The sequence below is a fragment of the Cellulomonas sp. KH9 genome (assembly GCF_900114185.1).
Taxonomy (GTDB): domain Bacteria; phylum Actinomycetota; class Actinomycetes; order Actinomycetales; family Cellulomonadaceae; genus Cellulomonas.
Map to the genome: position 1 here is coordinate 593080 of NZ_FOSE01000001.1, position 18803 is coordinate 611882.

Genomic DNA, 18803 nt, shown 5'->3' on the forward strand with positions numbered 1-18803 from the left:
GCGGCGCTCAGCCCGCGGCGTCGAGCCGGGCGGCGACGTCGGCCGGGAAGCCGCCGGTGGCCAGCGGGCCCCACCTCTCGGGGGTCACGCGGATCAGGCTCTTGCCCTGCAGCCGCATCGCGGCGCGGTACTCGTCCCAGTCGGGGTGCTCGCCCGCGATGCACCGGTAGTAGTCCACGAGGGCGTCCTCGGCCTGCGGCATGTGCAGCACCTCGGCGGTGCCGTCGACCTGCACCCAGGGGCCGTCCCACTCGTCGGAGAGGACGCACACGCTCACCCGCGGGTCGCGCTCGGCGTTGCGGGTCTTCGCCCGGTCCGGGTAGGTCGAGATCACGATGCGACCCGCGTCGTCGACGCCGCCGCTGACCGGCGAGAGCTGCGACCGCCCGTCCGCGCGCGTCGTCGCCAGCAGCAGGTGGTGCCGGGGACGCACGAAGTCCAGGAGCGTGAGGAGGTCGACCGACGTCGTCGTCGCGATGCTGCGTGCCATGGGCCGACCCTACGACGGGTGACGCCGGCAGGTGCGTCAGGGGGTGGTGGCGGCGTCCTGGAGGGTGCGCCACGTGCGGTAGTGCTGCACCGCGACGCCCTCGTAGCCGGGGGTGCCGGCGAGCGCGTCGCGCACGAGGGCCGTCTCGGCGAGCAGGGCGTCGACGCCGTCGTCGCCGAACGTCCACTCGGCGCCACCCGCGACGGCGGGGGTGTCCGTCTCGACGCCCACCGTGAACGGCACGCCCGCGGCGACGGCGGCCGCCACCGCGTCGGCGGACAGGGCGAGGATGCCGTCGGGGCCGTGCGCGTGGTCGACGAACGCGACGACCTCGACGCGGTCGGCGCGCGCCATCGCGGCGTCGGCGACGGTGCCCGCGCCCCACGGCTCCCACGCCAGCCAGTACGGCACGTCGACCCCGAGCCCCACGCCCGGGGGGAGCTGCGCACGGACCTCGTCGAGCAGCGTGAGCCACCGGGTCACCGCACCCGCGCGGTCGGTGAACCAGGTGGGCTGCGTCCACGGCTCCACGTTGAGCTGCACGTGGTCGACCGTGCGGCCGTGGGTCGCCGCGCGCATCCACTGCACGGCCAGCCCCGGCTGCTCGAGCCACGGCGGGTCACCGCCCAGGACGCCGACGGTCGCCCCCTCGGCGCGGACGGCCGCGACGGCCTCGGTGACCCAGGCCGCGACCGGTCCCTCGTCCGAGGCCCACGGCACCGACACCTGGACCGTCGTCAGCCGCTGCTCACGGACGAACGCTGCGAGCGTCGCGGGGTCCGCCGGGGTGTACCCGGTGCCGCGGGCGTCGACCGCGCGGTCGAGCGAGTTGTCCCACACCCACATCGCGGTGATGGCGGGGGCGTCGGCCCGCGCGCCGGTCGCGGTCACGGTGACGACGGCGAGCACGAGCGCCGCGGCGAGTGCGCCGTGCGGTCGACGGGGCGTGCGTCCCCTGGTCGGGCGGTGGCCGGGGCGCATGTCGAGGTCCGTTCGTCGGGGACGGGGAGGGGCGGGTGCTGCGCCATCATCTGCGCAGGGTCGGACGGTCGGGGCCGTGCACACGGTGTGACACGCGAGGAATCGCCCGATCGGCCCCCGGGGAGGTGCCGCGGGCGCCGGTCCGGGCGACCGCCCGCGTCCGCTCACGCGGTGGACGTCGCGACGCCCTCAGGCCTCGCCCGGCAGCGCCCTGCGCACGACGAGCCGGGTCCACGAGCCCAGGTAGAGGCGGTCGCCGTCCTGGAGCTCGTGGCGCTGGCCGGGCCGGATCGGCTCCTCGGGCAAGGGCTCGCCGACCCGCGCCACGAAGGTGCCGTTGGACGACTGCAGGTCCTCCACCCACCAGCGCTGACCGTCGGTGTTGAGCTGGCAGTGCCGCCGCGAGACGCCGCTGTCGGCGCCCGCGTCGACCTGCGGGCGGATGTTGCGCGACGCCGACGGCCGCCCCACCAGCACGCTGCGCTCGCGCAGCGGCACCAGCACGGGCAGGCCCACGGACGGCATGGGGTCCTCCGCCTGCTGGGCGGCGTACCAGTCGGGGTCGACCCACAGCTCGGCGACCCACGCGTCGCCGTCGGGTGCCGACGGGGCGAGGGGCGCGAGCGGCGCAGGGTCGGGGTCGGGCAGGGCCGGCGACGCAGCGGCCTCGGCTCCGGCACCGGGTGCGGCCGGACCCGGACCCGTCGCCGCACCCTGGCCCTCGCCCGCGGCGGCCGGTGCGGGCGTCACGACCGCCCCGGTCGACGCCGCGGGCGTCGGCGCGGGCGCGGTGTGCGCCACGGGCGTCACGCCGGTGGTGAAGTCGTAGCCGCAGTTCTCGCAGAACAGCGCGCCGGACGCCGCGGGCGACCCGCAGTGCGGGCACGTCGACGGGGCGGCCACCGCGGGCGTGGGCGCGGACGGTGCGGGGCCGGCGCCCGCCGGCGCGATGGGCGCACCGCAGACGTCGCAGTAGTCGGTCGACGCGCTGACGTGCCCCTCGGGGCAGGTGGCGCTCACCGCCGCACCCGCGAGGTCTTGGTCGACGCGGTGTCGAGGGCCATCTCGTCCAGGCGGGACGCGCCGCGCTTCAGTCGCACCGTGCCGTGCTCCTCGTCGTCGATCTCCACGACGCGACGCAGCTTCGACGTCGCCTCCTCGTTGCCCGTCTCGGCCGCCAGCTGCACCGCGCGGCCCAGCTTGACGGTGGCGGTCGCCTCGTCACCCGCGGCCTTGGCCGCCAGGCCCTCCTGGATCGCCGACGCCAGCTCGGCCTGGCCCGTGTAGTGCGCGACCTCCGGGCTGATGCGTGCGGTGAGCGAGGCGTCGTCCGACCACGCGGCCTTGACCAGCCCCGCGGCGACGACCTCGCCGCCGACCGCGACCTGCACGCGCGCCGCGAGCTGCTCGGCGCCCAGCGGCTTGGACGGCAGGCGGACGGCCACGTGGTAGTCGCGGGACTCGTCGGCCCAGGCTCCCGTGGGGTACGCGCCGACCAGCGGCGTGACCGTGGTGCGGCGCGCCGTCAGGTCCTCGACCGTGGGCGCCACCTGCCGGACGAACAGCACCTGCCCGCCCTGCGGCGTCCACACCCGCAGCTGGGCGTCGGAGACGCCGCGGGACAGCGACGCCGCCAGCAGGGAGCGGAAGTCCTCGGCGATGTCCGCCGGGTTCGCGATGAGCTCGACCGTCCCCAGCAGTGCCGTCGCGATCTCCCGCAGCTCGTCGACCTGCCAGCGCTCGCCGACGCCGCGCGCGTCGCACTGGAACCGGCCGGTGACGGCCGTGACGGCCGCGGTGAGCTGGTCACGGGGCTCGGACTCGTTCTTGCCGTCGGTGAGCAGGATCGCGTGCCGTTGCGTCACCGCGGGCTGGGTGGCGAAGATCTGGTCCGCCAGCCGCAGCCACGTGCTCATCGCCGTGCCGCCCTGCGCCGACAGGCGCGCGACCGCCCGCTTGGCCTCCGCCCGCGCCGCCGGCTCCATCTGCACGATCGCGACGGGCGCGTTCGGGTACGGGAACACGCGCTGGGCGACGTGGCTGCCGCTGACGATCGCGAACCAGGTCCCGTCCGGGATGTGGTCGAGCGCCACCTGCGCCGCGTGCTTCGCCGCCGCGAGCATCGGGCCCGTCATCGAGCCCGACGTGTCGATCATGACGATCTCCGCGACACCGGCACCGCTGGTCCCCGCCCCGCCTACGCCCGAGGCGCTCACCGTGACGATCGCGTGCACGTCCGTGCCGCCGTCGGGCAGGAACTCGTTCTGGAAGACCTCGGCACGGAACGTGGCCACGCTGGCTCCTCGGTGGTGCGGTGGGGCGTCGGACGGGTGGTGCGGGCGGTTCAGGGTGCGGAGGGTCCGGTGTCGGTGGGCGGCTCTCCGGGGAGGCTACCGGGCGGTCGGCGCCGGACGGTCGGGGCGGTGCCCGCGTCGTCGTGCGGGTCGTCCTGCGGGTCGGCGGGGCCGCCGCCCGCGGCGGCGGTGCCGGGGACGCGCGCGAGGGCCACGGTCACGTTGTCGTGCCCACCGCTCGCGTTGGCCCACGCGACCAGGTCACGGGACAGGGCCAGCGGGTCGTCGCCCACCCGGGCCACGGCGTCGCGCAGCAGGTCCGCGACGGCCTCGGGCGCGGACGCGTAGTTCCACAGCCCGTCCGAGCAGGCGAGCACCCAGCCGGGCCCGCCGGGGCGGGTGGCGACGGTGCGGGCCGTGGTGTCCTCGGCGTCCGCGCCGAGCCAGCGGGTGATCGCGTGCGCCTGCGGGGAGCGCTCGGCCGCGGCGCGGGACATGCCGTCGGCCATCAGCTCGGCGGCCACCGAGTCGTCCTCCGTCAGCTGCTCCGGTGTGCCCGCGTCGGGGAGCCAGTACACCCGGGAGTCGCCGAGCCAGCCCGCGACCAGCAGCCCCGGCCCGGCCACGGCGGCGGCGAACGTGCACGACGGCGGGTCCTGCCGGGCGGTCGCGTCGTCGACGGCGGCCCGCGCGGCGTCGTCCGCGGCGTGGCCCGCGGCCACCAGCAGGCGCGACCAGGCGGCGGCGTCGTCGGCGGGGACGTGCGCGGCACCGGCCACCAGGGTGTCCCGGGCCGCGGTCGCCGCGGCCTGGCTGGCGACGTCGGAGTCGGGTGCCGAGGACACGCCGTCGCACACCACCAGCACGCTCACGTCCTCGCCCGGCGACGAGCCCGCGGCCTGCCCGCCGGTCGCGCCCGGGCCGGGGACGGCACCGAGCGCGAGCGCGTCCTCGTTGCGACGCCGGCGCACGCCGACGTCGCTGACGCCCGCGACGTGCGGTGCGGCCCGCTCCTCGCGGTGGTCGCGCTCCACGGGGGCGCGGGCACCGCACTGCGCGCAGTACCCGTCGTCGGCGACGTCGCCGCCGCACGCCGGGCACGGTGACGCACCGTCCACGGCGGTGCCGGCCGGGGGAGCGCCCTCCGGCGAGCCGCCGGGCGACGCAGCACCGGATTGCGCGGGGTCGGGCGACGCAGCACCGGACGACGCGGGGTCGCCGGGTGCGGGACCGGGGTCCGTGCTGCCGGGGACGGCGCTGCTGGGGTCGGCGCTGTCGGCACCGTCCGGGCCGGTGCCGTGCGCGGCCGCGAGCGGTGCCCCGCACGCCTCGCAGAACCGCGCACCGTCGCCGGCGGCCTCGCCGCACGCGGGGCACACGACGGCCGTCCCCGTGCCGCTCACCACGCCGTCCACCGACGCACCCGGTTGGCGCGGTCCACCAGGGCGACGCGCGCGGCGTGGTCGGCCGTGAGAGCGGCCTGCTCACGGTAGGCCGCCTCGAGGGCGTCGGTCACACCGTCCTCGGTGGCCGGTGCGCCGTCGAGGGTCACGCCGGGCGCCGTCGCACCGCGGCGCACCGTGGCCAGCGCGGTCGACAGCACGTCCACCCGCAGGGCCGTGCGCTCGGCGGGCTCGAGCGGCACGGAGCGCACGGAGTCGAGGGCGGCGGCGAGGGCGGGCAGGTCGTCCCGCGAGCGGGCCAGGACCCGTGCCCGCATCAGCCGCGCCTGCGGGTAGGAGCTGCGGGTGGGCGTGACCAGGTCGAGCGCGGCCAGCGCGTCGTCGACGTGCAGGGACGCGATCCGCAGCCGCGCCAGGCCGAACGCGGCCGGGGCCGTGTAGTTCGCGTCCGCGTACGCGCAGGTGGCGTAGAGCTGCTCGGCGATGCCGGGCTCACCCGACAGCTCGCAGGCCACGGCCAGCGCCAGCTTGGGCGCCAGCTCGCCCGGCACCTGCCCGTACACCGCGTTGAACGAGGCGCGCGCGGCGACCGGGTCGCCCGCCGCGAGCTGCGCCAGCCCCTGGGTCCACACGGCGCGCCACTCCCACGGGTCGTCCGCGAGGATCGCCTCGACGGCCGCCGCGACGACGTCCGGGCGTCCGGCCTCGATGGCCGTGGTCGCCCGCAGCAGACGGACCTCGACCGTGTCCTCCGGGGCGCCCGCGAGGGCGGCGAGGCGCTGCTCCGGGTCCACCACGTTCACGCCGGCGAGCCACCCGGCCGCCGGGTCGTCGGGGTCGACCTTGAGGGCGGGCAGCTCGTCCCACGTCAGCGGGCGCTGCGCGTGGTCCGTGACGGGCGGCTCGAAGAGCACCGACGCGACGCTCGTCAGCGGCGGGTCGCCCGCCCCGCGGTCGGCCGCGACGACCTCGCGCAGCACGCCCAGCACCTGCGCGCGCATCTCGTCGACCGACCCGAAGCGGTCGGAGGGGTCGGGGGCGCACGCCTTGGCGAGCAGCCGGTAGAAGGAGTCGTACCGCGCGAACACGGGGGTCTGGTCGACCGGGGGCAGCGCCGCCACGTAGGTGGTCGTGTTGCCGCGGAAGTCCAGCACCAGCGTCGCCAGCGTCCGGCCGATCGTGTAGACGTCGGACGCGACCGACGGCCCGTCGACCGGCACCTCGGGGGCCTGGTAGCCCACCGTGCCGTAGATCGCGGAGTCGTCGTCGTCGATGCGGCGCACACCGCCCATGTCGATGAGCTTGAGCGCGTCACCGGCCTGGATGACGTTGTCGGGCTTGAAGTCGCAGTACAGCAGGCCCAGGTCGTGCAGGTACGCGAACGCGGGCAGCACCTCGAGGACGAACGCGAGGGCCTGGTCGACGGGCAGCGGGTCGACGTGGCCGGCGGCCTCGCGGCGGTCGGTGAGCAGCTCCTTCAGGGAGCGTCCGCCGACGAACTCCATGACGGTGTACCCGTCGCCGTCGTGCTGCACGAAGTTGTAGATCTCGACGATCAGCGGGTGCTCGACGCGTGCGAGGAACTGCCGCTCGGAGATCGCGGCCGCCACGGCGTCGGGGTCGCCGCTGTTGAGCAGGCCCTTGAGCACCACCCAGCGGCCCGACACGTTGCGGTCCCGTGCCAGGTAGATCCAGCCCATGCCGCCGTGCGCGAGGCACCCCGCGACCTCGTACTGCCCGCCCACGAGCGTGCCGGGTGCCAGGCGCGGGTCGAAGTCGAAGCGGGCGCCGCACGAGGGGCAGAACCCCTGGGTGCGGGCGGGGACGCCCTCGCGGCCACGCCCGACGGGCTCGCCGCACGCCGCGCAGAACCGCTTGCGCTCCGGCACCTGCGGGTCGGCCATGACGGCCTGCAGCGGGTCCGCCACCGGCGCGGGCGGCACGGTCGTCAGCCCGGCGCCCAGCCGGGCACGCCGCAGCCGCGTCGAGGACGTGCCGAGCCGGCGCGTCGCGCGCGAGCCCGTGGCCGCCGTGCGTGCCGAGCCGAGGGCGGCCGACGCCAGCCGGGTCGAGCTGGTGCGCCCGGTGCGGGTGGACCGCTCGGCCGCACCGTCGTCACCGGCCCCGGGGGTCGGGACGCCGGGTGCGATGCCGGTGCCCAGCATCGACGACGGGGTGCGGGCCGCGGTCGCGCCGTTCGCGCCGGCGGCCGGCGGCGGTGTCGTCGTCCCGGTCACCGTGGACGTCGCACCGGCGGGGGCCGGCGACCCGCACAGGTCGCACCAGCCGTCCTCGTACGTCCCCGTGCAGCCGGGCTCGCGGCAGGCGGTCGCGCTGGTCATCGGGCTCCTCCCGGTCCGCCCGGCAGCGGCCGGACGAGGTGCTCGTACTGCTCGACGAGGGCGCGGGCGAGCGCCACGTCGCAGGGGGTCGTCTCCACGGCGGTACGGGCCTCGTCGTGCCCGGCGCGCACCGTGGGGGACGCGTCGCGGCCGTTCGACGCCGCGGTCGCCGTGGCGCGTCCGAGGCGGTAGCGCAGCTCGGCGCGCTCGCGCAGCGGGCTGCTGTACGCGTCCTGCGCGGCGTCCAGGGCCCGGCGCACCGCGTCGAGGCGGGCGACGTAGGCGTCCAGCGCCTCACGCTGCTCGGGCACGGGGCCCAGCCGTGACACGTCGGGCACCGCGAGCCGCGGCGGGTGCGTGACCTCCTGGCGGCACCGCTCAGCCAGCGCGTGCAGCGCGGGCTCGCGGGCCTCCAGCGCGGCCGCCGTGGCCTGCGCGTCCGCGCGGGCACGCGCCACCGAGCGGCGCTGCGACACGGCGACCATGAGGTCGCGCTCGGCGTGGGCGGTGCGGGTCTCGAGCTCGGCGAGCGGACCGGCGACGTCACCGCCGCGGGCGGCCTGCGCGGACAGGCGCTGCTCCCGCTCCCGCAGGGCGGCGACCCGCTCGTGGGCGGCCGCGTCGGAGCCGGCCAGGTCCTCGGCGCGCACGAGCGCGGCGCGCACGCCGCGCAGGCGCGCCACGACGTCCGCGGTGTCCGGGTCGAACGCCAGGCGGGTGCGCAGGGCCGAGACCATCGCGTCGCACAGCGTCAGCGCCTCCGGCAGGGACACCGGGGCGCCGGCGCGCGTGTCGACGCGGCCCCACAGCAGCTGCGACATGCGCTCGCGCTCGACCTCCGTGACCCGCCCGCCGTCCCACACCGCCAGCAGCTCGTCGGCGCGGGTCCGCACCGACTGCCAGACCGACAGCGCCAGCACCACGTCCGGGGTGTACCGCTCGGACTCCGCCGTCGCCTGGGCCGCCGTGTCCAGCGCGTCGAGCCGCGTGCGCCGGTCGTCGAGCCACGTCAGCAGCCCGTCGAGGTACGTCATGAGGTCGCGCGCAGGGATCGCCTCGCCCAGCCGCCCCGGGGCGACGGGCGCGACGACGTCGGCGGACGCGGCAGCCATGGCGGTCGCCGTCACGACCGTCCGTACACGGACGCGGGCGGCGCGGGCGCCGGGCCGAGGGCCTCGCCCAGCCAGCGGTCGTACAGCTGCGCCCAGGTGCCGTCGGCCTTCATGCCGTCGAGCACCGCGTTGACGAACCGGACCATGTCCACCTGGTCGGCCGGCACGCCCAGACCGTACGGCTCGGCGCTGAAGGCGTCGCCGACGACCCGCGCGTACGGGTCCTGCGCCACGAACCCCGCCAGCACGGTGTCGTCACCGGTGATCGCGTCCACGCGGCCCTGCTGGAACAGCGCCAGGCACGCGGAGTGGGTGCGGGCGCCCACGGGCTCGACGTCGTACTCGTCCAGCCGCTCGAGCGTCGTCGTGCCCTCGGGTGCGCACACCCGCTGCCCGGCGAGGTCCTCGATGCCGGTCGCGTCGGACTCGGTGCTGACCAGCACCTTCTGCCCGGCCGTGAAGTACTCGGCGGAGAACGCGATGTCGGCCCAGCGCTCGCAGTTCATGGTGAACGCGCGCGCGACCAGGTCGACCTCGTGGTCGACCAGCACGGGGATCCGGTCGCCCGCCGTGATGACGCGGAACCGGATCGCGTCCGGGTCACCGAGGACCGCCTGCGCGACCTGCCGCGCGACGTCGACGTCGAAGCCCTCGATCCGCCCCGTGAACGGGTTGCGGGCGCCCATGCGCAGGGTGTCCGCCGAGACGCCGACGAGCAGGTACCCGCGCGAGCGGATCGCGTCCATCGTGGAGCCGGCCGCGATCTCGGTGCCGGCGTCCGGGGCGTAGGACGTCGTCGCGTCCGTGCAGCCGTCGGCCGCGGGGACGACGGCGGCGGGGACGGCCCCCGCGTCCGCGGGGACCACCGCGGTGCCGCCGGGCGGGGACTGCCCCGCGCAGCCGCCGACGAGCGCGACGACGAGCGCGGCCGCCGCGACCAGCGCACCGCGGCGCCGGGTGCCGGGCGTGCCCCGGCGCGCACCCGTGGGGGCGGTGGCACGTGTGCTCATCGGTACTCCTCCCGTCGGGCGCGCAGCCCGGTCCACGCGGCGACCGCACCGCCCACGCCGAGGACGGCCAGCAGCCACCCCACCCAGCCGGCCCCGCCACCGAGGCCGTCGGCGACGTCGGCGCTGCCGGCGTCGACCGCGGTGTCCAGCGCGCCGGAGAGCTCGTCGAACAGCGCCGGCGGTGCGGCCGGGTCGTCGCTGGTGACCAGCGCGACGGCACCGTCCCAGTCGCCCGCGTCGTCCAGCGCACGGACCTGCTCGTGGCCCGCGACCCAGGCGTCGAGGCGCTCGACCAGCAGCCGGTCGAGCCGGCCGCCGTCGCCCTGCAGCGCCGCGCGCGCCCGGTCGACGTTCTCCACGAACGACTCCTCGTAGGCCGCGCCGGACCCGCGGCGGATCAGCGTGAACGCCTCCATGGACCGCGCGTCGTTGGCCAGCGCGAACGCCTGCGAGGCCGCGACGGTCGCCGCGTACGGGCCGTCGGCGGTGCGCACCGCCGCCGCGGACGTCCCGCCCAGGGTGGTACCGCCGACCACGCCCACGACCAGCACGGCCACGGTCGCGCCGACCAGGCCGGGGTTGAACGTGCGGCGCGTGCGGCGGGCGACCCACACCTGCACCGCGACCAGGGCGAGCAGCGCGAGCACCACCACCCCGATCAGCAGGGGAGCGGACGTGCGGACGGTCGAGAGCTCGGCGTCGACGCGGTCCTGCTCGGCCGCCACGAGCTGGTCGAGCGCGGGGACGATGTCCTCGCGCAGCACCGTCGAGGCCTCCTCCAGGTACGCCGAGGCGACGGGGAAGCCCTGCCGGTTGTTGGCCCGCGCCTGCTCGACCAGGCCGGTGTACGTGGTGAGGTCCGCCGAGACCTGCGCCAGCGTGTCGGCGCCGTGCGTCCCGCTGGCGGCCAGCAGCGTGAGGGCCTGCGCGCCGGCGTCGAGCGACGCGTCGTACGACCGGCGCAGGTCGGTGGGCTCCAGCCCGCCGACGAGGAACGCGGTGGTCGCCGCGGCGTCGGCCGCCACGAGCTGGTTGCGGGCGTCCTGCAGCCCGACGAGCTGGGCGGCGGCGTCGCGCACCTGGGCGACGGCGGCCTGCTGGCTCGTCGTGACACCCAGCGCGACCAGCCCCGTCAGGGCGGTGACGACGGCGGCGAGCGCACCCCACAGGCGCAGCCCGCCCGGGGTGGACCGCACCCCGCTGGTGGGGAGGTCCGGCGCGGGCGCCGTGCCCGGCGCGGCCGGCGGGCTCGAGGTGGGGGGCACGACGGTCGTGGTCACGCGGGCTCCTCGGAGGGCTGGGCCGGGGTGCGGGGGGCGGTCAGGTCGGGCGCGGGCAGGTCGAGAGCCGGGGTCACGGGGGCGGACACGTCGGCGTCGGGTGCCGGCAGGTCGGGGGCGACGTCCTCGACGTCGGTCGCGAGGTCCTCGGGGAGCAGCGTGCGCAGCTGCTCGACCGTCGGCTGCTCGACGTCCCGCAGCCGCCAGGCGTGGCGCAGCACGGCGCGGTCCAGCAGGTTGCGCGCGAACCGGCCGTTGCCGAAGCCCTCGTGCCGCGGCTGGGCGGCGACGATCTGCTCGACCAGGTCGAGCGCCTCGGGGGACGGCACGAAGTCGGCCTTGCGGGCCGCGAGCGCGAAGATCTCCCGCAGCTGCGCGTCCGTGTAGTCGTCGAACCCGATCGTGGTGGCGAACCGGCTCTCGAGCCCCGGGTTGGTGGCGAGGAACCGGGCCATCGGCAGCGGGTAGCCGGCCACGATGACCACGAGCTCGTCGCGGTGGTCCTCCATGTCCTTGACCAGGGTGTTCACGGCCTCGGCGCCGTACTGGTCCTCCGCGAGGGAGTACGCCTCGTCGATGAACAGGACACCACCGAGGGCCCTGGCCACGACCTCGGTGGTCTTGGTCGCGGTCTGCCCCAGGTAGCCGGCGACCAGCTCGGAGCGGTCGACCTCGACCAGGTGCCCGCTGCTCAGCAGGCCCAGCGCGCGGTACAGCCCGGCGACGAGCCGCGCGACAGTCGTCTTGCCGGTGCCGGGGTTGCCGACGAACACCAGGTGGCGGGTCAGCGACGGGCTGGTCAGGCCGGCGTCGGCGCGCAGCCGCTCCACGCGCAGCACCTGCGCCTGCTGGCGGATCTCCCGCTTCACGCCGTCGAGCCCGACCAGCGCGTCGAGCTCGGCGAGCAGCTCGTCGAACGTCTTCTCGGGCACCGCCGCGGTGTCGCTGGGACGACCGCTCGCGCCCGGGGGGACCCCCTGAGGCGCGAGAGGGCGATCCGGCCCCGGAGCCGCCCCGGGGTGCGCGAGAGGGCGATCCGGCCCCGGGAGAACCCGGGCGGGGGGACGCTCCGGTGCGGCGGCGCGCTGGACGGCAGCGGTGACCGACGCGGCCGCGACGAGCTGCAGGCTCGGCTCGCCCAGGTCGCAGGCCGCCGACGCGACGTGCGCGAGCGCGTCGGCGTACGCGGCGGCGTGCGACGAGCCCGCGTCGACCAACGACGTCAGCAGGTCCGTGGGAGCGTGCCGCCAGCGCCGGGCCGACCCGGCCGCACGGAAGAACTCCGTCAGGTCGTCCCCGCGCCCCACGGCCGCGAGCCACGCCGGCCCGGCGCCCGTGACGGACTCCGCCACGGCGGCGGCCAGGCGCTCGCCCTCGTCGCGCACCGCCGACGGGTCCAGCCCGGCCGCGCGGCCCGCGGCGACGAGCGCGTCCAGCGCGCCCGGCAGACCCGGCGTCGTGCCCGTCACGGGGCCTCCGTCCCGCCCGCACCGGGCACGTCCAGCGACGACCGGCCGAACTTCTCGGCGAGGAACTGCCCGTGCGCCACGAGGGCCTGCGCGTCGGCGCGGTACACGGCGTCGGAGATCTTCTCCAGCGTCATGGCCAGCAGGTCCAGCTGGTCGCACAGCAGCATGAGCGACGTCTTGCCGCGGGAGACGACGCGCCGGTCGGCGAAGTCGCGCGGCAGGCGCAGGTACCCGTCGACGGCCTCGGGCAGGTAGCTCGTGGCGGTCGCGACCACCGTGTACGCCTGCCGGTCCCCGACGCCGAAGCGGTCGAGGCGCGGCACCATGTCCTCGACCGTGCCGGTGATGCGGTGCACGCGGGCGGTGACGGCCGCCGGTACGCGGCCCTCGATGGACGCCTCGACGTCACGCACGGAGGTCGCGATCTGCTCGGCCGTCGGGACCGGGTCCTCCTCGATCCGGACGACGTGACGCGGGGCGCGACCGAGGAGGCGCGCGACGAGGTCACCCAGGGCGCTCACCTGCTCACCTCCCCGGTCGTGGCGATCAGCGCAGACCCAGGTCGAGCGACCCGCCGGCGACGTCGGTGCGGTCCGAGCGCGAGACGCGGTCCAGGTACTGCTTGGCCTTCGCCGTCTCCGTCTCCAGCACCCCGACGGTCTGCGCCATCGAGTCCAGCGCCTGCACCTTGAACGTGTCGATCGAGTCCATCGCCGTGAAGATGTCCGCGAACGACTGCTGCAGCTGCGGCAGCCCGATCGTCGCGCTCGCCGCCTGCTGCTGGATGGTGACCGACTGCTCGCGCAGCAGCTTGGACGTCGACGCGATCATGTTCGACGTCGTCGAGTTCAGCGCCGTGATCTGGTCGAGCACGAGCTTCTGGTTGTTCAGCGCCTGCGCGACGAGCACGGCGGTGCGCAGCGCCGAGACCGTGGTCGTCGTCGCCCGGTCGACGCCCTTGATGAGCTCGAGGTTGTTCTTGATGATGATGTCGATCGCCAGGTAGCCCTGGATCGACACCGCGAGCTGCGTCAGCAGGTCCTGGTGCTTCTGCCGGACGTAGAACAGGACGTCCTCGCGCAGCGCCCGCGCGCGCTCGGGGTCGGCGACGTCGAGCTGGGCGATCTTGGCGGACAGCTGGGTGTCCAGCGCGCTCGCGACGTAGATGTACTGGTTGAGCCGGCCCATGGTGTCCCACAGGTTCTGCTTCTCCAGGTTGAGCGCGGCGTTGTCCTTGCGCAGCTCGTCCTGGCCCCGGTACAGCGCCTTGACGATCGCGTCGATCTGCTTCTGCGAGCTCTCGTACCGGCGGAAGTAGTCGGTGACGGAGTCGCCGAACGGCAGGATGCCCAGGAACTTGCGGCCCACGGACTTCTCCGACGGGTCCAGGTCCTCGACCGTGCGGCGCAGGTCCAGCAGGGACCTCGACACCTGCGACGTGCCGGAGACGCCGCCCTCGCGCAGCTCGCGCACGGGCACCTGCAGCAGCCGGTTCGACGTGTCCGCGGCCTGCCGGATGTCGGCGTCGCCCATGAGGCGCACGTCGTCGGCCTTGGCGGCGAACTCCGGGGAGCCGGCCTGCGCGCTGTCGAGGCTCGCCAGGTACGCCCCGACCTTGGCGTCGAGACCGGGCAGCGCGGCGGGGTCGACCCGGGGGGCCATCGCCGGGGCGTCGTGCGAGGCGACGGGCGCCACGGGTGCCGGTGCCTCGAGCGCGAACGCCGCGCCGGGCGCGGGCGGCTGCAGGGGGGTGGGCTCGGTCATCGGCGGTCCTCCTGGAGGCGCTGGTGGCGCGGCTGCCGTCCGACGGTGACGGCGCTGGTCACGGTACCGGAACGACCGGTCGTGCTGAGCAGAACGCCCGGGCCGTGGTCGTGGTTCCACGGACCGGGTCGGCGGTCCGCGGTCCGCGGTCATCGCAGGACGTTCCCCAGCTCCTCGCGCGAGTGGACGCCGAGCTTGGCGAACACGCGCGACAGGTGCGAGTCGACCGTGCGGGTGGACAGGACGAGGCGCTGGGCGATGGCCCGGCTGGTCATGCCCCCGGCGGCCAGCGACGCGATCTCCCGCTCGCGGGACGTCAGCGACACCGGTGCCTCGAGCGGCGGCAGCCACAGCCCGCGGCGGTTGAGCTCCCGCTCGGCGATGCGGACCAGGTCCGCGTCGCCCGCCGCGAGGGCCTCGACGTGCGCGACGAGGGCGGCGCACCGCGCGCCGTCGCACACCCGCCCCAGGTCCCGGACCCGCGCGACGACCGCCGGGTCGAGGGTGCCGCCGCCGCGCCGGGTCGCGTCGACCCACCGGTGCAGCGCCTCGAGCTCGACGCGCGCGGCGCCCCGCTCGTGCGCCCAGCGGGCGACGGCGCGTGCCTCGGCGACGACCTCGGGGCTGCGCATCCAGCCGAGCGCGTCGAGCCGACGCACCCGCAGGTCGCCCTCGAGGGCCCCGCTCGACCCGACCGCCGCGTGCTCGGCCTGCTCGAGCAGGTCGCGCGCCGCCGCGGCGTCGCCGCAGGCGGCCGCCGCCACGGCCTCGGCCGTGAGGCTCGAGCGCAGGAAGCCGCTGAGGTCGGCGGGGCCGGACCGGGCGCGCGCGGTCGCCAGCTGCGTGCGCGCCTCGCTCCAGGACCCCGCGGCGACGGCCATGAGACCGAGCGCGCTGTGCATGGACGACCACTCCACCGCGAACGGCAGATCACCCCCCGGGGGGCCCAGCGCGTCGCGCACGGCGTCGACCTCGCCCGACCACAGGAGCGTGAAGAACGTCGCCACCATGACCTCGCCGCTGCCCCAGCGGTGCTCGTCGCCGTGCGCGGCGGCGACGGCGCCGAACTGCAGGCACAGTGCGAGCGCGCGCCGCAGCTCGCCGCGCTCGCCCAGGGCGAGGGCGGTCGGTGGGGCCAGCGACACGCGACGGGCCGGGTGCGTGTCGCCGTCGACGGCGACGAGGGCGGCGTCCAGGCACTCGCCGAACCGGCCGGCGTACCCCAGCCGCGTCAGCCGCGTGACCTCCACCTCGTCGCGCCAGCGTCGCAGGCGCCCCTCCGGGTCGGCAGCGCGCAGCGGCGCGACGACGTCGTCGAGACGGGCGAGCGCCCGGTCGACGTCGCCCAGCTGCGCGTGGACGACGTGCGCCGTCATGTCGCCGACGTGCAGCAGCAGGCCGGCGGCCTCGGCGTCGAGCGGGCCGGCGGCCAGCAGCTCGGCGGCGTGGGCCAGGTCACGCAAGGTCTCGGCCATCTCGCCGAGCATCACGCGGGCGGCCGCACGCAACGCGTACAGCTCCGCCGCCCGCTCCGGCGGGCAGGACGCGAGCGCACCGGTCGCGAGTCGCACGGCCGCGTCGTACTGGTGGATCGCGAACGCCCCGTCGAACGCCTCCCGCAGCCGCGTCGGCGGGACGCTCATCCCCAGGTCGATCGCGAGGGCCACCGAGCGGACCAGCGAGCCGGCCGCGACCCCGCGCACCACGGGCGCGTCGAGCGCGCGCTGCAGCAGGTCGCGCTGCCGCGAGGCGGGGAGCCACGCGCGCGCGACGTCCGCGTACGCCGGCGCCGCCAGGTCCACGACCCGGGCCGTCCCGCCCGACGGCGTGGGTGCCGTCGTCGTGGCGACGGCACCGGCGAGCACCAGCTCGTCGAGCGCGGCGGCCGGGACGAGGTCGAGCAGCGCGTCGAGCGGGATCGGGCACACCACGGCGCACACCTCGAGCGCGGCGCGGGCCTGCCGGCTCGCTCCCTGCAGGTCGAGCTCGGCCAGGTCCTCCATGCGCGCGGGCGACGGCGGGCCGCCCTGCCACATCCACGCGCCGTGGCGCCGGGTCAGCGCGCCGGAGGCCAGCGCGTCCTTGACGGTCTCCCGCAGGAGCGTCGCGCTGCCGTTCGACGCGCGCCACAGGTGGTGCGCCGCCTGGGCCGTCACCGGCCCACCGAGCTCGGCCGCGAGCCACCGCTCGGCGTCGTCGCGCGTGAGCGGGGCGATGTCGACGCGCTCGACCAGGTCGTCCTTCCACAGCGCGGCCCACGGCGTGCGGGACGCCCAGCTCAGCCGCAGCGTCGCGACCACCTGGACCGTGTCCTGCCGGACCAGCCAGTCGAGCGCGCGGGCCGAGGCGTCGTCGAGGCGGTGCGCGTCCTCGATGCGCAGCACCAGGCGGCCGTCGCCGCGCAGCCGGTCCAGGCCGGCGGTCAGCGAGCGCAACGTCGCCGCGAGGTCGCCGAACGCGGCCCCCGCGTCCTCGAGCAGCGGCTCGAGCGCCGCCAGCGGCAGCGCGTCGTGCGTGCCGGCGCCGCTGATGAGGACGACGCGCACGTCGCCCTGCTCGGCGCGCAGCCGCTCGATCGCGCGTGCGACCACCTGCGTCTTGCCCGTGCCCGCGTCCCCGACGACGAGGACGCTGCGCCCCGTCCCCAGCGACGACGTGACGTGCTCCACGGCGTCCGGGCGCAGGACGTGCGCGGGCGCGCGGGACGGGCCCCCGCGCGGGGCGGGGACACCGGCGAAGGTGGACCGTCCTCGGACCGCGCTGGTGCCTGCGTCGGACGTGGTCATAGCGCCTCCGGAGACTTCGTGCCTGGGGTGAAGGTCGCGTGCGCGTGGCGCGGGGGTGAGGCCCGTTGCGGTGTGCGAGCCGGGCAAGTGCGACGAAGGCGTGCCGAAACCCCTGGTCGGACACGGAGTTCACCCGTTCGTGGCTCACCCGGACGGCCCCTCGGAGGGTGTCCGCGCAACCTTCGGTAGCGATTACCGATGTCCGCACCGGACCGCGCTGCCTAGCCTCACGACGACCCGCGACGCCGGCCCCGACCACCCGAGCGGCGGCGACCCACCACCGAGAGAAGGACCCACCTGTGCCCACCTACACCGCGCCCGGCGTGTACGTCGAGGAGATCCCCTCGTCCCAGAAGGTGCTGACCTCAGCGCCCACCGCCGTGACGGCCTTCGTGGGCTTCACCGCGTCGGCACCCACCGACGACCCGGCCGACCCGCAGGGTCTGGCCCCGCGCCTGGTGACCAGCTGGACGCAGTACGAGGCGCTGTACGGCGGGTTCGTCGAGGGCGCGATGCTGCCCCTGTCGGTGTACGGCTACTTCCTCAACGGCGGCACGCAGGCGTACATCGTCCGCGTCCCCAACGCGGAGCCGTCGGGCAAGCCGGCGACGCTCGAGCTGCCCGCGGCGGACCGCGCGCTGGGCCTGCCCGTCGCCGTCGAGTCGGTCGAGCCCGACGCGCAGCTGTCCGTCGCGGTGCGCAGCGACGACGCCCCCGAGGACCTCGAGGGCCCGACGACGTTCACGCTGACCGTCCTCGACGGCGGCGAGGTCGTCGAGGAGCACCCGGGCCTCAGCCTGGGCGGGCCGCGCGACGCCGCGACGGTCGTCAACAAGACGTCCACGAAGGTGAAGCTGGAGATCCGCCTCGACGAGGCGACCGACCTGTCCAGCCAGCTCGAGCTGCTGCGCCCCGGCACCTACGACCTGCAGCAGGCCGAGCCCGTCAAGGTGCCGGTCACGGGCCGCAAGTTCGCCGGCTCGGAGGCCGCCCGCACGGGCATCAACGGCCTGGCGATCGCCGAGGACGTCACGATCGTGGCGGTCCCCGACCTGGTCACCGCCGCCACGCGCGAGGACGGCACGCTGGACCTCGGGCTGTGGAAGGCCGTGCAGACGGCCCTCATCGCGCACTGCGAGCAGCACGCCAACCGCATGGCGCTGCTCGACGCGCCCCCCGGGATGACGCCGCAGCAGGTCAAGGAGTGGCGCTCCGAGGTCGCGCAGTACGACTCGGCGTTCGCGGCCATGTACTACCCGTGGATCAAGGTCGAGAACCCCCTCGGCTCGGGTGCGTCGGCCGAGATCGTGGTCCCGCCGTCGGGGCACGTCGCCGGCGTGTGGGCCCGCACGGACGAGACGCGCGGCGTGTGGAAGGCCCCGGCCAACGACACGATCCGCGGCGTCCTGGACGTCGAGCGCACCGTGTCGCAGAACGAGCAGGGCTTCCTCAACCCGATCGGCGTCAACGCGATCCGCCCGTTCGGCACGCGCGGCATCCGCATCTGGGGCGCCCGCACCCTCGCCTCGGACACGGACTGGCAGTACGTCAACGTGCGCCGCCTGTTCAACATGGTCGAGTCGACGATCCTCGAGGGCACCCAGTGGGCCGTCTTCGAGCCGAACGACGTGACCCTGTGGGAGGGCGTCAAGCGGACCCTCACCGGCTACCTGCACGGCCTGTGGCAGTCCGGTGCGCTGTTCGGGTCCACCGCCGAGCAGGCGTTCTTCGTCCGCTGCGACGAGACCACCAACACCCCGGAGTCGATCGACGCCGGCCGCCTCGTCGTCGAGGTCGGGCTCGCGCCCGTCAAGCCCGCGGAGTTCGTCGTCTTCCGCATCAGCCAGAACAAGCAGAGCGCGGCCTGACGGC

General features: G+C 76.2%; 14 protein-coding genes. 1 reads left to right on the forward strand and 13 read right to left on the reverse strand.

Features of this window, described 5'->3' with window-relative positions; genetic code table 11:
* Positions 1–7: 7 nt before the first annotated feature.
* The 13 genes from BMZ16_RS02695 to BMZ16_RS02755 all read right to left on the reverse strand — a co-directional run bounded on the left by BMZ16_RS02695 (position 8) and on the right by BMZ16_RS02755 (position 16931).
* The gene (locus tag BMZ16_RS02695; RefSeq protein WP_089798045.1) at positions 8–490 is read right to left on the reverse strand and encodes a PPOX class F420-dependent oxidoreductase; all 483 of its coding nucleotides are present in this window, start codon (positions 488–490) and stop codon (positions 8–10) included.
* A 36-nt stretch (positions 491–526) separates the two neighbouring features.
* Complete coding sequence (locus BMZ16_RS02700; RefSeq protein ID WP_255366312.1) at positions 527–1471, reverse strand: hypothetical protein; 945 nt, start codon at positions 1469–1471, stop codon at positions 527–529.
* 189 nt (positions 1472–1660) lie between these two features.
* The gene (locus tag BMZ16_RS02705; protein WP_089798046.1) at positions 1661–2491 is read right to left on the reverse strand and encodes an FHA domain-containing protein; all 831 of its coding nucleotides are present in this window, start codon (positions 2489–2491) and stop codon (positions 1661–1663) included.
* Entirely contained in the window at positions 2488–3765 is a 1278-nt protein-coding gene (locus tag BMZ16_RS02710) for a VWA domain-containing protein (protein WP_089798047.1), read from the reverse strand. Before BMZ16_RS02710 ends, BMZ16_RS02705 begins: the two co-directional genes overlap by 4 nt.
* Positions 3766–3815: 50 nt before the next feature.
* Positions 3816–5168 (reverse strand): PP2C family protein-serine/threonine phosphatase, encoded by a 1353-nt coding sequence (locus BMZ16_RS02715; protein ID WP_089798675.1) that lies wholly within the window; start codon positions 5166–5168, stop codon positions 3816–3818.
* Entirely contained in the window at positions 5165–7510 is a 2346-nt protein-coding gene (locus BMZ16_RS02720) for a serine/threonine-protein kinase (protein WP_089798048.1), read from the reverse strand. The genes BMZ16_RS02715 and BMZ16_RS02720 overlap by 4 nt, the downstream gene beginning before the upstream one ends.
* Complete coding sequence (locus tag BMZ16_RS02725) at positions 7507–8637, reverse strand: hypothetical protein (protein WP_089798049.1); 1131 nt, start codon at positions 8635–8637, stop codon at positions 7507–7509. The genes BMZ16_RS02720 and BMZ16_RS02725 overlap by 4 nt, the downstream gene beginning before the upstream one ends.
* Positions 8634–9632 carry a glutamate ABC transporter substrate-binding protein gene (locus BMZ16_RS02730; protein ID WP_089798050.1) on the reverse strand — a complete coding sequence of 333 codons (999 nt, stop codon included), beginning with the start codon at positions 9630–9632 and terminating at the stop codon, positions 8634–8636. The genes BMZ16_RS02725 and BMZ16_RS02730 overlap by 4 nt, the downstream gene beginning before the upstream one ends.
* Complete coding sequence (locus BMZ16_RS02735) at positions 9629–10912, reverse strand: hypothetical protein (protein ID WP_089798051.1); 1284 nt, start codon at positions 10910–10912, stop codon at positions 9629–9631. Before BMZ16_RS02735 ends, BMZ16_RS02730 begins: the two co-directional genes overlap by 4 nt.
* On the reverse strand, positions 10909–12381 hold the full coding sequence (locus tag BMZ16_RS02740; RefSeq protein WP_255366313.1) for an AAA family ATPase: 1473 nt from the start codon (positions 12379–12381) through the stop codon (positions 10909–10911). The genes BMZ16_RS02735 and BMZ16_RS02740 overlap by 4 nt, the downstream gene beginning before the upstream one ends.
* Positions 12378–12902 (reverse strand): hypothetical protein, encoded by a 525-nt coding sequence (locus BMZ16_RS02745; RefSeq protein ID WP_089798052.1) that lies wholly within the window; start codon positions 12900–12902, stop codon positions 12378–12380. Before BMZ16_RS02745 ends, BMZ16_RS02740 begins: the two co-directional genes overlap by 4 nt.
* Positions 12903–12927: 25 nt before the next feature.
* Complete coding sequence (locus BMZ16_RS02750; RefSeq protein ID WP_089798053.1) at positions 12928–14145, reverse strand: toxic anion resistance protein; 1218 nt, start codon at positions 14143–14145, stop codon at positions 12928–12930.
* Between the two features lie 149 nt (positions 14146–14294).
* On the reverse strand, positions 14295–16931 hold the full coding sequence (locus BMZ16_RS02755; protein ID WP_089798054.1) for a LuxR family transcriptional regulator: 2637 nt from the start codon (positions 16929–16931) through the stop codon (positions 14295–14297).
* Between the two features lie 299 nt (positions 16932–17230).
* On the opposite strand from BMZ16_RS02755, the gene BMZ16_RS02760 reads away from it, so the two are divergent.
* Complete coding sequence (locus BMZ16_RS02760; RefSeq protein ID WP_089798055.1) at positions 17231–18799, forward strand: phage tail sheath family protein; 1569 nt, start codon at positions 17231–17233, stop codon at positions 18797–18799.
* Positions 18800–18803: the final 4 nt, after the last annotated feature.